9 protein-coding genes and 3 tRNA genes are annotated in these 13,822 nt (G+C 60.1%); 9 read left to right on the top strand and 3 right to left on the bottom strand.

Translation table 11 applies throughout. From position 1 onward, the window contains the following. Positions 1–283 precede the first annotated feature (283 nt). From GT748_RS06515 to GT748_RS06505, 3 genes are read right to left on the bottom strand one after another with little or no spacing between them, the layout of a single operon-like run. Positions 284–2,995 carry a transglutaminase-like domain-containing protein gene (locus GT748_RS06515; RefSeq protein WP_021658115.1) on the bottom strand — a complete coding sequence of 904 codons (2,712 nt, stop codon included), beginning with the start codon at positions 2,993–2,995 and terminating at the stop codon, positions 284–286. A gap of 16 nt (positions 2,996–3,011) precedes the next feature. Beyond that, on the bottom strand, positions 3,012–4,202 hold the full coding sequence (locus GT748_RS06510; RefSeq protein ID WP_161213556.1) for a DUF58 domain-containing protein: 1,191 nt from the start codon (positions 4,200–4,202) through the stop codon (positions 3,012–3,014). Positions 4,203–4,226: 24 nt separating this feature from the next. Next, complete coding sequence (locus GT748_RS06505) at positions 4,227–5,192, bottom strand: AAA family ATPase (RefSeq protein ID WP_044991755.1); 966 nt, start codon at positions 5,190–5,192, stop codon at positions 4,227–4,229. 277 nt (positions 5,193–5,469) lie between these two features. Between GT748_RS06505 and GT748_RS06500 the strand changes: the two genes are divergently transcribed. From GT748_RS06500 to GT748_RS15955, 9 genes are all read left to right on the top strand, one after another. Beyond that, positions 5,470–5,546 (top strand) — tRNA-Pro (locus GT748_RS06500). A 57-nt stretch (positions 5,547–5,603) separates the two neighbouring features. Next, positions 5,604–5,679, top strand: a tRNA-Thr gene (locus GT748_RS06495). A 191-nt stretch (positions 5,680–5,870) separates the two neighbouring features. Continuing rightward, a tRNA-Tyr gene (locus GT748_RS06490) sits at positions 5,871–5,955 on the top strand. A 501-nt stretch (positions 5,956–6,456) separates the two neighbouring features. After that, complete coding sequence (locus GT748_RS06485; protein WP_021658111.1) at positions 6,457–6,849, top strand: Fur family transcriptional regulator; 393 nt, start codon at positions 6,457–6,459, stop codon at positions 6,847–6,849. A gap of 71 nt (positions 6,850–6,920) precedes the next feature. Next, positions 6,921–7,493 carry a 6-carboxytetrahydropterin synthase gene (locus GT748_RS06480; protein WP_021658110.1) on the top strand — a complete coding sequence of 191 codons (573 nt, stop codon included), beginning with the start codon at positions 6,921–6,923 and terminating at the stop codon, positions 7,491–7,493. A 708-nt stretch (positions 7,494–8,201) separates the two neighbouring features. After that, positions 8,202–9,026: a tyrosine-type recombinase/integrase gene (locus tag GT748_RS06475; protein WP_044991752.1), complete on the top strand. Its 825-nt coding sequence runs from the start codon at positions 8,202–8,204 to the stop codon at positions 9,024–9,026. 354 nt (positions 9,027–9,380) lie between these two features. Beyond that, positions 9,381–11,126 carry a hypothetical protein gene (locus tag GT748_RS06470; RefSeq protein ID WP_021658105.1) on the top strand — a complete coding sequence of 582 codons (1,746 nt, stop codon included), beginning with the start codon at positions 9,381–9,383 and terminating at the stop codon, positions 11,124–11,126. A 273-nt stretch (positions 11,127–11,399) separates the two neighbouring features. After that, positions 11,400–12,347, top strand: a complete 948-nt coding sequence (locus GT748_RS06465; protein WP_021658103.1) for a diguanylate cyclase domain-containing protein — start codon at positions 11,400–11,402, stop codon at positions 12,345–12,347. Between the two features lie 138 nt (positions 12,348–12,485). After that, complete coding sequence (locus GT748_RS15955) at positions 12,486–13,778, top strand: ATP-binding protein (protein WP_021658102.1); 1,293 nt, start codon at positions 12,486–12,488, stop codon at positions 13,776–13,778. Positions 13,779–13,822: the final 44 nt, after the last annotated feature.

The following is a 13,822-nucleotide window of genomic DNA, read 5'->3' as shown; positions in this document are numbered from 1 at the left end:
GCACTCCATTAAATATGGGAGCCTTCTCCTTTGGGTGCTGGGCCGGCCGGCGCACCTGTCGAGAGGGGAGGGGGAAGCCGCTTTCCGGCCGCCGCCATTCTGAGCAGGGTAGGCTTCTGCGAGGGGGAGATGGGGATGCCCTCTCTCCCCTATGGCTGAAACGACCCGACCACCGGCGGGGGCGAAGGGAAAAACGCAGTAGCGGGCCCGGCGGCCTGCCGTGTGGCAGGTGCCGGACCCGCTGTGTGAAAAAGGAGGAGGAAAGGCAACGGTAGGGGACGTCTCACCAGAGCGCATGGAGGAAGCGGAAGGAGAGTTTTTTAAAGATGTTTTGATCCTTGGACACCGAGCGGATGAACCGGTCGACAAAAACCAGGAATTCGCGGAACTGCTCCGGCGTCATCTGGTGTTGGCTGAAGCCGGCTTCCAGCACCAGCTCGATGATGGGCAGGGCCTCGCCGTGCTCCAGGTGGTCGCCAAAGGCCACCTCGATGCTGCTGGCCATCCCGTAGTAGGAGTGGGCGTGGGTGTAGCCGAAGGAGAAGAAGTCCAGCGCCTGCAGCAGGTAGCGGTAGAGGCGGATGATGTTGCGGCGGGGCTCGTCGGTCTCCAGGGAGCGCTTGAAGCGGTGGATGCGCACAAACCGGCGCAGGGCCAGAAAGACGGCGGCGACGGCGATCAGGCCGCCCAGCCAGACGACGCCGGTCCAGACGATGGTGGTCCAGGGGGCGTTTTTGAGGGGGCGCCGCCAGGTGTCGAAGATGGAGAGGGGATCGTCCACCCCGTCAAAGGTGACGCTGCCCCCGCCGATGCTGTCGCTGGGGTCGCCGCTGCCGGCCCCGCCCCCGCCCCCGCCGGAGATGATGGGGGGCGCCACTTCGCCGTCCACCACGGGCAGGGTGTCGTACTCGATAGAGCGGTAGGGGGTCATCTCCACCGGCACCCAGCCAAAGCCGTCCAGGTAGATTTCCACCCAGGCGTGCATGGTACTGCCGCTGACCATGGTGCCCCGCCGCTCCACCAGGGCGGTGACCCCCAACAGGGGCTGTTCGATGGGGACCTTCTCGTCCTCCAGCCCGCGGCCGCTCAAGGTCTGGGGGGTGAGGGCGTAGCCCTCCACATAGCGGGCGGGCACGCCGGCCGAGCGCAGCATCATGGCGCCCGCCGAGGCGAAGTGGGTGGCAAAGCCGCTGTCCCGCTGGGTGAGGAAGTACTCGACAAAGTCCTGCCCGTCGGGGGTGGAGCCGGGGGCGGGGTTGTAGTGGTAGTGTTCATTCAAATAGCTGCGGACCCAGTCGGTGTAGGTGGCCAGGTCGCCCGCCTCTGCCAGGGCCTGGGGGGTGAAGAGCTCGTCGGTGAGCACCTTCTGAATGTTCTCGGGCACCTGGGTGTAGGTCTGGTAGACAAAGCGGCGGTAGGCCGCCTCCCGCCGGGCGTAAGCCGCCGCGTCGCGGTCGCGCTGCGCCGCCTCCTGCAAGGGGGTGTCCATGTCCACTCCCAGCAGGTTGGGGGTGGTGTAAAAGTCAAAGTCGTAGGAGCCGGCCCAGCGGTTGTTGTCGGTCCAGATGGTGCTGTCCAGGTCGGTCTGGGCGGTCTCCCGCTCGGGCAGCTCCTCCCCTTCGAGGAGGAGGGAGGGGTCGATCTCCTCCCCGATGTACCAGGGGTAGACCGCGCCGTAGGGCACGTAGGTGAACTGCTTGAGGGCGGTGTCCTTGAGCCCTTCCACCGAGATGGTGGCGTGGGAGAGGTAGACCCCTTTGAGCACCGGGTTGTCGATGGTGTCACAGAGGGCGATGTAGTCGCTGGGGAGGTTTTGGGGCGAGGTCTCCGCCTCGGAGAAGAGGGAGCCGAAGGCCTGCCGGCCCGTCTGCTCGGCCTCCTCGTCCAGGGTGTCCCACCGGTCCCCCCGGTAGATCCCGCCCACATACCCCTTGAGGTAGATGGACTGGCCCAGGGTGGGGGTGCGGATCATCAGGTCGTTGGCGGCGTCGTAGTTGCGCCAGATGCCCAGGCGGCTCAACTGCCCGCGATAGAGGCTGAGGATGCGGCTGGGCTCTTTCTCCATCGACACCTCGGAGAGCTTGTGTCCGGCGCCGTTGCGAAAGGAGGTAAAGGCCCGGCTGTTGTACAGCGGCGGCGAGATGATGAGCCCGCCCGCCGCCAGGCAGCAGAGGCAGAGGCCGATGAGGACACAGCCGCTCTTGAGGGCGGTGGCGTAGCGGTAGCTGTAATTTCGGTAGTCCACCCGAAAGGCGCGGGTCTTTTTTTCGATTTTTTCGGAGAAATCCCTCTTGGCGCGGGGGTGCCGGGTGGCCAGGTGCAAAGAGAGCACCAGCGCGTAGGAGGCGGCCAGCAGCAAGAAGGGGAGGTAGGAGGGGGTGAGACCGTAGAAAAGCCCCGGGAGCAGCGGCAGGAAGGTGGCCGCCAGGTAGAGGAAGATGTTGGGCCGGTAGAGGATGGCCACCCCAATGACGAAGAGGATGCAGCAGAGGGCAAAGTTCACAAAGAAGCGCTCGTTGGACGGCTGGTCGTAGAGGGGCGGGATCCGGTAGGGGATCAAAAATTCAAAGGTGTGCCAGTTGAGCAGCTCGATGACCCGGTTGAAAAACATCTCAAAGCCGAAAAAGAGGGCGTCGCTTTTGAAGAGGCCAAAGGAGACGGCTGCAAAGAGGACCGCCCCCGTCCCCGCCAGGGGGTATTTAAAGAGGGTGTAGAGCAGGCAGACCCCCACCAGACAGACCCCCAGCGCCACCGGGGAGACAAGGCTCACCGGCAGCTGGTAGAGGGTGAGGAAGCTGGCCAAAAAGGAGAGGGTGCAGAGCCCCAGCAAAAACAGCCGCACATACCACTTGGCCTGGGGGGCGCGCCGCTCCAGGGCGAGGGAGGTGTCCCGCAGAAGGACGATGTCGTCCCCCTCCAGCGGGGGAAGGGGCGCCGGGTGGCGCAGTTTGTAGAGGAGGGAGGGTTTCTTGCCGCGCTTTTTCTTCGCTTTCAAAGTTCAGTCCCCCCCTTCACAGGATCAGGGCCTGCAGGGCCCCTTCCGGGTGGTCAGAGTCCACGCAGATACAGCGGATGCCATACCGGTCCAGCACCGGCATGTCGCAGTGGTCGAAGTCGTGGATGTAGAAAAAGGTAAAGGGCTCCCGGTGCTCCATCCCCATCTGCTCGATGGGGCCGGTCTCGATGATGGGGGCCAGGTAGAGCACCTGGGCGCTCTTGGCCACGGTGAAGTTTTGGCAGTAGGCCTGCAGGGCGTAGATCTGTTCGGTGTAGCTGGCGGCGTCAAAGAGGTCGTCCAGGCAGCCAAACAGGTCGGCCTCATCGGTGATCCGGTGGGAGGCGAGCCCCCCGTTTTGCAGGTCGTACCAGTAGACGGTGTGCTCGATCCCCTCCTGCAAAAAGAGGGGGGAGAGGACACAGAGGGTCTCCAAGATGGCGTCGAGGTAGTTCTTGTCCTCCCGCGATCCGGAGACCCGGTAGAGCTCCAAGAAGATGCAGGTGGTGTCCTGCAGGGGGAAACTGGACTCCTTGACGATCATCTCGCCCACCTTGGCGGTGAGTTTCCAGTGGATGTGGTTGATCCGGTCGCCGGGCTGGTATTCCCGCAGCTTGAAGGTCTCGGAGGAGTCGTCCCCCCGCCGGTGGCGGGAGAAGGTGTTGCTGTCGGGCACGTGGCGGAAAAAGTCCACCCCGATGCGGGCGGCCGAGTCCACAAAGGCGAGCAGCACCGGCAGCACGAAGCGGCTGTTCGGCTCCAGCCGGATGCAGGTGATCCCCAAAAAGTCGTACAGCCGCACCTCGCCCAGGGAGAAGGTGATCTTCCCGGTGTGGCGGGGGGCCACCGAGTAGGAGATGGTCTGGGTGTTTTTGGAGAAGACGGGGGTCTCCACCACCGTTCGGTTGGGGTCGCCGTAGAACTGGTGGCGGGCCAACAGCTCCACCTGGCAGCGGGCGATGGGCAGCCGCCCCCGGTTTTTGATCTGCAGCTGCAGGGAGAACGACTCGCCCCGCCCCAGGGAGTGGGGGCCGGGCAGCAGCTCCACCTCGACTTTTTTGGCGCAGTGGCGCAGCAGCAGATAGAGCCCCAGAGGGAGCAGCAGCGCCATGGCGAAGGCCAGCATGGACAGGTACTCCCGGTAGGAGAAGGCGAACACCGCCATGGCGACGCAGAACGCCCCGTAGATGATGCGCGCTTTTTTCACGGGAACATCCCCTTTCGGCGTCTTCTACTGTTGGTCGAGCAGGCTTTCGGTGATCTGCGGGGCCGGGGTGTCGTTGAGGATCTCCTGCAGCAGGGTCTTGGCGGTGACCCCACCGACCCGCGCCTTGGAGCCCAGCACCAGCCGGTGGGCGCCCACGTCGAAGAAGGTCTCCTGCACGTCGTCGGGCACCACGAAGTCGCGGCCGTAGAGGTAGGCCATGGCCTTGGCCATCCGGATGTGGGCCAGGGCGCCGCGGGGGCTCATCCCCAGGGTGATCATGGCGTGGTTGCGGGTGGCCTCGGTCAACTGGGCCACATATTCGTAGATGGCCTTGTGCACGGTGACCAGCTGGGTCTCCCGCTGCATCTGCAAAATTTCCTCCCGGCTGGCCTGGGGGATGACCTCGTCCAGCGGGTTGCTGTCGTGGCGGCGCTCCATGATGGTGATGGTGCTCTCCACGTCGGGATAGCCCATGGAGAGGCAGATGAGGAACCGGTCCAGCTGCGACTCGGGCAGGATCTGGGTGCCCGCCGAGCCCACCGGGTTCTCGGTGGCGATGACGATGAAGGGCTTGGGGATCTCGCGGGTGACCCCGTCGACGGTGATGTGGCCTTCCTCCATCACCTCCAGCAGGGCCGACTGGGTCTTGGAGGAGGTGCGGTTGATCTCGTCGGCTAAAAAGAGGTTGCAGACCGCCGCGCCGGGCTTGTACTCAAAATCGCCCAGCTGCTTGTTGTAGATGGTGAAGCCGGTGATGTCCGAAGGCATGACGTCGGGGGTAAACTGCATGCGGTGGTAGTCCAGCGAGAGAGCCTTGGAGAAGGCCATGGCCAGGGTGGTCTTGCCCACGCCGGGGATGTCGTCGAGGAGGACGTGACCCTGTGCCAGCAGGGCCATGAGGATCTTGGCGGCGATGTCGTCCTTGCCGACCACCGCTTTTTTGATTTCAGAAAGGATGCTTTGCGCCTTGGGGTTGTACGTGTGCTCCATGCTTTCACTCCCTTTTTGCTCTGTCCGCGCGGCCGTCTCCCCGCAGGGCGGGGCGGCAGGGCGGCCGTTTGCTATAACAACAGTATACATGAGCAAATTTTTTCATACAACCTGACGGAGGTTACAAAGTGTTACAGTTGGGTTACAGCGCGGACGGAGCAGGGAAAAGAGGGAGGCAGATCTGGTTGACAAACGGGCGCGGATGGGCTAAAATATAAAAGCTGTGTTACGAATATCCAGCAATTTTTGGTGTGCTGCGCTGTAACACAAAGGCTGACGAGGCGTAGCTCAGTTTGGTAGAGTGCCTGGTTTGGGACCAGGATGCCGCAGGTTCAAGTCCTGTCGCCTCGACCAATTTTTTTGTTGACAACGCAAAAAGAAGATGGTATAATCTATACTGTTGTCACATTTGCTGGTGTAGCTCAGTTGGTAGAGCAGCTGATTTGTAATCAGCAGGTCGGGGGTTCAAGTCCGTCCACCAGCTCCAGTTAAATGTGTAGCTAGGTGGGACTTGAACCCTAAGAGGGCTTTTTGCGTAAAGAAAATTGTTCAGTGAACAATTTTTAGCAAAAAGTGGCGCAGCGGCTATGCCGCAAGCCGTAAAAGCGCGAAGCGCTTTTGTCCGTCCACCAGCTCCATTGAAAAGAGCCGGCCAATGTGGCTACTAAAATAAAATATGGTGGAGTTCCCGAGTGGCCAAAGGGGGCAGACTGTAAATCTGTTGCGTTTCGCTTCGATGGTTCGAATCCATCCTCCACCACCAAACCTGCGGTGAGTAATTCGCGCTCCGCAGGTTTTTTCTTTTTACAGCAATGCTCCCGCGCTCGGGCAACGCCTAAAGTGTCCGCCCCTTTCAATAAATCAATCGCCGTATGGTTGCGTTTTGCAGCTGTATGGCGATTTCTTTTGTGTTTTTCTGCCGTATGTATCCCAACAGAGTCGATCTGTTGGCCAACACAGTTTAGAAGGTCCTGATGCAGGGGTTTCAATCCTCCCTTCAGTTTCTCACGCGCCTTTTTGCGCCCTTGTGACTGGGATATGGGCGGCCTCTCAATCGCTTTTCCCACTCAAACGGGCCGGTCCCCTGGGATGACCGGCCCGTTTTTAGTATTCGTGAGGGTTTACAGGCTTTTTATCAGTAGGCAGGATATGGTCGGAAAAGAGGATTGTAAAAAATTTCATAGAAATACTTGACATACTGTTCTAATTGGATTATTATGCTAATTAGAAATGGATTCTAATTATAGATCAAGGGTCGAATGAAATGATAAAGCGAAATACGATTCAGAGGGCTTTGGTTTTGAAAGCGGTCAATACCTTACAGTGCCATGCCACCGTTGAAGAAATTTACAGTCTGGTTGTCAAAGAGTACCCCAATATCAGCAAGGTGACTGTCTATCGGAATTTAAATCAGCTTGCGGAGAACGGGGAGATCCGAAAGCTGGAGGTTCCGGGCGACGCCGATCGGTTCGATCACCTATGTCACGATCACTATCATGCGAGATGCTTAAGATGCGGTCGGGTTTTTGATGTGGATATGGACTACATCGAAGATTTGGAAAAACGGATCAAGGATGCCCACGGTTTTGAGTTTAGCGGCCATGACCTGATGTTTAAAGGCATCTGCCCGGATTGCAAAACCAAGTCTCAATCATAGCCCTTTCGCAAATTCAATGTGCCATACGGGTGCATGATCCCGTAAATAATAAATTAGGAGGATATCAGTATATGAGAAGCATTACAACATTGGACCTGCAATATGCGCACAGATTTTACGGCTTTAAGGGAGAAGCTCAGTACTTGCACGGGCACACCGGTGTTCTGACCATTGAGGTTGAGGATTCGGTGGAATCTGGTGTAAATATGGTTTTTCCTTGCAACGAGATCCAGAAAACCGCTTGGGGAGTTCTGAAGAATTTTGACCACGCGCTGATCCTCAGAGAGGACGACCCCCTCCTTCCCGCCGTTCTTGACGTGTACGAAAAGCAAGGCATCCGCAACGGCGCACCGCAGAATCAGATGAAAGGCCCGGCTTTTAAAACAGAGTTGGCCACCGCTTATCCGGACTGCCGGTTGGTTGTTACAAAAGAAACCATGACGGTAGAGGGCATGATCAAAATCGTCTATGATTTGCTGAAGGATAAACTCAATATTGCCAAAATCACCTTTACCAGTGGTGTCAATGCAGCTTCTGCTGAATTCCAGACGGACAACAAGATCGATCGCTGCCCCTTGTGCGGCATCGCCCTCGACGAAAACGGCGTATGCCCCAAGTGCGGATATAGAAAAGCCGACAAATAAGTGCAAACCAGTGCCGTGATGTGTACAACCGAATGGCATGGAAACCGGGGCAACCTTTGCGTTGCCCCGGTTTCCCTTTTGAGAAACACTTTTTTGCTATGGGCGGCTAACGTATCCGCCCCTTCAAACCTGCGGCGAGCAATTCGCGCTCCGCAGGTTTTTCTTTTTGCAGGATAGCGCCTGCGCGTGGGGCGGTGCCTCGCCTGTTCGCACTCAACATTGCTTTTTTGGGGTGCATTTCATATGGGGAGGGTGCTTATCTCTTTTCATTGCGCCTGTTTGCCGCAGGGGGGCAAGAGAGTGGGAAGGGACAGGGGCTGCTCTTTCTGGAAGTAGAGAAAGCTCTTTGAAGTGCCTGATGGGGAGGGCAGAACGTTTTTTAAGTCAAAGAGGCGGCCGATTCGAAAAAGCGGCCGCCTCTTTCTTTATATGGGTAGCAAAAATAAAGTTTGCCGGGTCGACGGGGGCCCGCTTGAGAAAAAAGCCGCTCACCCCGCAGGGGGGCAACTCCGACCATGTGGGGGAAAGATGGCCGGTTTTGCCTCTCCGGATCGGGCGCGCTTCCTGGAGATGAGGGAAAAACCGCTTTTCATAAAGAATTTTCCATCATTTACCTGTACGCAAAATTCGACAAAATCCCCTACAATCAAACAGGTGGACAAACGGGTCAAAAGGAAGGAATTTGCAGAGAGACAAGGGGATGGCGACATGTGGAAAGCAGTCGAAGGGTATATAGAGCATCTAGAGTGGGGGGAGAGAAGTCCTGCCACCCGCGGGCAGTACCGCCGGGACATCGAGGCATTCCTCCGCTGGCTGTCGGGGCGGGAGCTCACCAAGGAGCGGGTGATCGGCTACAAGAGGCACCTGCAGGAGGTGTATCAGCCAGCCAGCGTCAACGCAAAGCTGGCGGCGCTCAACGGCTTTTTCTCGTTTTTGGGCAGACACGACCTGCGGGTGAAACAGCTGAAAATCCAGCGACAGGCCTTTTGCTCCAGAGAAAGGGAGCTGTCAAAGGCCGAATACCTGCGCCTGGTCCGCGCGGCGGAGACCCGGCGTGGCGACAGGCTCTCACTGCTGATGCAGACGATCTGCGCTACGGGTATCCGCGTGTCGGAACTGCACAGCATCACCGCCGAGGCGGTGGAGAGGGGGGAGGCGGTCCTCCAGCTCAAGGGGAAGACCCGGGTGATCTTGCTGACGGGAAAACTGCGGAGGAGGCTGCAGTGCTATCTGCGCCGGCAGGGGATCAAGAGCGGCCCGGTATTCATCACCCGCACGGGGCGGCCGCTGGACCGCTCGAGCATCTGGCGGATGATGAAATCGCTCTGTGCAGAGGCTGGGGTGGAGCGCAGCAAGGTCTTTCCGCACAACCTGCGGCACCTGTTTGCGCGCTGCTTTTATGCCGTCGACCGGGATCTGGCGAAACTGGCCGATATTTTGGGACACTCCAACATCAACACCACCCGCATCTACATCATCTCCTCCGGCAGAGAACACCGCCAGCGGATGGACGCCCTAAAACTGGTGCTTTAAAAACAAAAAAAACTACATAATCTGCATTATGTGCGCACCTGGGGAAAATAGGGAGCATGGACATTGCCCATCGGCCCCGCAAAAGGACATTCGCAGCAGGACCGACAACTATCTGCGCGCAGCAAATCAAACCTCCCGAAAAAGAGGATCGGAAGGTCTCTTTCTGACGCCTGTATCTGTAAAATATCCACGGGGCCCTTGACTGTGGCAGGAAGAGAATGGTAATATGAATTAAAAGTTAAAGAAGTTTTCGGTTGACACCCACTACATAATGCAGATTATGTGGCAATTTGGTAGGAAATTCAATGGGAGCCGCCAACAGGTTCTCTTGAAGAATAAAAAGGAGGCATACATATGGGCAAAGTAAAGATGCCAAAGAAACTCTTGTCCCTGGCGCTGTGTGCGGCGCTGGCCATATCCATGGGCAGCGTCACTGCATTTGCGGCAGAGTCGACGGTTTCCACGGCGGACGAGCTAACCAGTGCTGTCCAGAGCGGCGGCACAGTCAAACTCGGGGCGGACATCGAGCAGAGCGTCGTCGTTCCGACGGGGGTCACCGTCACCCTGGACCTGAACGGCAAGACCCTGACCGCCAAGGACAAGGACGCCATCTACGTGAGCGCCGGTGCCACCCTCGAGGTGATCGACTCGGTGGGCGGCGGCAAGGTGCAGGCGGCGGTAAAGGGCTATGCCGCGGTGTTCAACAGCGGCAAGACCACCCTGTCCGGCGGGTACTACACCCGCAGCGCCAACCAGTGGTACACCATCTGCAACCACGGCGAGATGACCATCAACAAGGGCGTCACCGTAAAGACCACCGTCGACACCGTTTCCAGCTTGATTGAGAACGGCTACTCCTCTTATGCTGCGGCCAAGCCCAACGAGCGCAACAACTACGTGGAGGGCGCCAACAGCGCCAGCCCGACGCTGACCATCAACGGCGGTTCCTTTACCAGTGCCGGCTACAACCCCGTCAAAAACGACGAGGGCGGCGTTCTGAACATCTACGACGGCGCGTTCAGCTGCCCGACCTATGAGGGCGCTGTGGTGCAAAACTGGAACATCGCCAACATCTACGGCGGCACCTTCACCGCCAGTGGCGATGTCGCCTGCGTCGTCTCCAACGGCAGTTGGGGCGACCACGCCAAAGGCCAGTTGGCCATTTCGGGCGGCACCTTTGTGGTGGACGAGCAGGCCACCAGCGCCAAGCTGTTCTCCTACGGCCAGGGCTCTGGAGCGGGCGGTTCGGTCGCCATCAAGGGCGGCGACTACACCGGCGAATTTGACAGCGCCCTCATGGACGACTACTACGACACCAGCATTTCTGCCGGCACCTTCACCTCTCCCGACGCGGCGGACTACGCCGTTCAGAGCGCCGTTGCCGCCTCTCTGAACTCCACCGGCAAGACCTACATCGGCACCGCTGCCGAAATCAACGAGACCCTCAACGAAAAGGCCGCCAAGGGCGACAAGGTGACCGTTCTGTGCGGCGATGCGGACCTGACCGGCCTGGACCAGGTCGCCGTCACCAACACCGGCAGTGGCAATGTCACCGTCAATGACGTGCCGGTCACCGACACCCCTGTCACCACCCATGGGGCCGTCACTGCTGTTGCGGAAAAAGCGCCCACCTGTACCGAGGATGGCAATATCGCCTACTGGTACTGTGCTGACTGCGGGAAGTACTTTGGCGACAAAGAGCTGACCAAAGAGATCGCCCAGGCGGACACTGTGGTGAAGGCCGTCGGCCACTCCGCAGGTGCTGAGTGGGTCTCTGACGGCAACCAGCACTGGCACCTGTGCACCGTCTGCGGCGAAAAGGTCGAGGCGGCCGAGCACACCTTCAAATGGGTGGTCGAAAAGGAAGCCACCGCCACCGAGAAGGGGAGCAAGTACGAGGCGTGCACTGTCTGCGGCTTCAAGAAGGCGGCTGTGGAGATCCCGGCCACCGGTGAAGCGGGCGCCGAGGATGAAAAGTCCGACACGGCGCAGACCGGCGACTTTGGCAGCGTTGGGCTGTGGGTCACCCTCCTGCTGGTATCCACCGCAGGGCTGACCGGCGCCGCCGTCTACGGCAAGAAGAGAAAGTACAACAAATAGCGCCATTTAAGGGAGCGCCCGCGGCCGGACCGCCGGGCGCCCCTTTTTTGTTTGGGCGGCGGAAGGGAGGTGCCGGGCTGGGCGGGGTGCCAAACAGCGCCCTGCGGCAGACGGGATGGTCGCCGTTTGACAGGCCTGCCCGATGGATGATTTTCCCCCATCAAAGGGCGCTGTAAATTTGCAGCGCCCCCTTTTAATGAGGGCGATTTCCTGATAAAATAAGGTAAATGACAAACGCCTGCCCGCGGTGGCGGCGGTGAAAGGAGGGCGAGGATGAACGGTCCCCAAACGCCGGAGGAGTTTTGCCGGTTTCTCTGGCACCAGTATCTGGAGGAGCGCCGCTATGACTTTCTTGCAGAGGTCGTGGACCCCGCGCTCAGCGTCATCGGCACCGGAGCGCACGAGGTCAGCCGCAATGTCCAGGCATTTGAGGCGGCCATGGCGCGGGAGAGCGGGGAGTGGAACGGCACCTTCCTCATCAAGGACCAGTGGTATCAGACGACCGCCCTCTCGGACGGGTGCTGCCTGGTGATAGGGGAGCTGGTGGTGCGGGAGAGCACCGGCGACGGCATCCCCTACGACCTGCACTTTCGCTTCACCATGGTGCTGCGCAAGGGGGATGGGGGCTGGAAGCTCGTCCACGTCCACCAGTCGGTCCCCGACCCCAACCAGACCCAGGACGAGTTCTTCCCCCACCGAATGGTGGAGCAGACCGGCCAGCAGATCATCTACAACCTGCGCCACGACTCGCTGACAGGGCTGCTCAACCGCCTGTATTTGACGGAGACGGCCAGCCGACTCATCGGCAACGGCCCCCAGGGCTGGCTGCTGGTGCTGGACATCGACCACTTTAAAGACATCAACGACAGCCTTGGCCACCCCTTTGGGGACAAGGTGCTGATTTCGCTGGCGCAGAGCGTCAAGAGCGCCTTTTCACAGGCGGTGGCGGGCCGGGTGGGGGGAGACGAATTTGTCGTCTACCTGCCGGGCGAGATGCCGCAGGCGGCGCTCGAGAGGCTGTTGGCCCGCTTTAAAGGGGATTGGGAGGAGAGCCAGCAGGCGCTGCAGGCGGGCCGCCCCATCACCGTCAGCATCGGCATCTCCCAGTGTCCGCGGGACGGGGCGGATTACGAGACCCTCTGGCAGCGGGCGGACGAGGCCCTCTACACGGCCAAGAAGGGCGGCCGAAATCAGGTCTGCATTCGCCGCGGCGGGGAGTGACGCCCCGGCGCGCAACTGAACAAACGGCCTGCACGCGGCGCAGGTCGTTTTTTTCACCGGGCGGTGTGCGCCCGTTCCTTTGACCAAACAATCAGTGCCCCCACAGCGCCGCGGGCGGGGGGAGAAGGAGGCCCTTTTGTGAACCAGCCGGAACAGCTGTCCAACTGGCTGAACTATCTGATCATCGCCTTTTACATCTATCTGCTCGTGCCCAGCCGCTTTTCGGGAAAGCGGGCGGTGGCGGTGCTGACGGCGGGGAGTTTGGCGATCTTTTTGCTCAGCCTCTCCCTGTATCTCTACAAGGGCCGGGCCTTCGTCATGACCTTCAGCGCGCTGATCATCGTGTTGCCGGTGGTCCTGCTGTCCCTGTTTTACGCCAAATACCGGGACGCGCGAACCATTTTTACGGTGGTGACCATCTGCTCGATCATGATGGGGGTGGGGGTGATCGGGGAGATATGGAAGCGCTTTTTGAGCCCCTGGGTGGAGATACCGCTGGAACTGGCCCTGCACCTGGTCCTGCTGACGGCCATCGCCCGGGTGTTTCAGGAGCAGTTTTTCTTGATTCAAGAGCGGTTTCGCCGCCTCTGGCTCCTCCTCACCGCCATCCCCTTTCTCTACTGCGAGATTTTTGACCTGCTGGCGGATTCGGCGCGCCTCTCCCTCTACCGCGGGGAGGGCACGGCCGTTGTGCTGATGGTGGTCTGCGCCATGATGGCCACCTATGTGCTGCTGCTCCTCTTTTTCCGCCAGCTGCGGATGCAGTTGGAACAGGAGCGGGCCAACCAGATCTTGATGGCCCAGGTCGAGGTGATGAAGGCCCAGGAACAGGCCATTTTGAGCAGTGAGGACCGCATCCGCATCTACCGGCACGACCTGCGCCACTACCTGCAGATCGCCGACGAGCACCTGCGGGGCGGGCGCTATCAGGAGGCGCGGCAGATCGTAAACGACCTGGACGAACAGGTGTCAAAGAGCACGGCCGTGCATTGCTACTGCAAAAATCTCACCGTCAACGCCGCCCTTATGGGGTACCTGCGGCGGGCCGAGGAGGAGGGGATCGCCGTCCGCTCGGCGCTGGAGTTCCCCGACCCCCTGCCCGCAGAGGAGTTGGAGTTGGCGGTGGTGCTGGCCAACGCGGCGGAAAACGCCCTGCACGCCTGCCAGAAGATGCCCGAGGGGACCCAGCGCAGCATCGTGCTCAGCGGCCAGGTGGTGGGGGACAGCTTTTTGCTGGAGATCGCCAACACCTACCGGGGGGAGATCGCCATTGACCCCAAGACAGACCTCCCCCTCCCCGAGGGAGAAGAGCACGGCGTCGGTACCAAGAGCATGCTCGCCTTTGCCCGCAAGTACGGCATCCTGCTCGACAGCAGCGCCGAGGGGGGCTGGTTCGTGCTGCGGCTGCTCTTTCAGATGGGGGGGCGCTAGCGGGCGCATTTGTGCCGGTGCCCCGCTTGTGGTACAATGGCTGC

It is taken from the genome of Bittarella massiliensis (ex Durand et al. 2017) (genome assembly GCF_009876955.1).
In the GTDB taxonomy this organism is placed as follows: Bacteria; Bacillota; Clostridia; order Oscillospirales; family Ruminococcaceae; genus Bittarella; species Bittarella massiliensis.
Note: the sequence above shows the minus strand (reverse complement) of the source record. Positions and strands in the feature narration are given on the sequence as shown.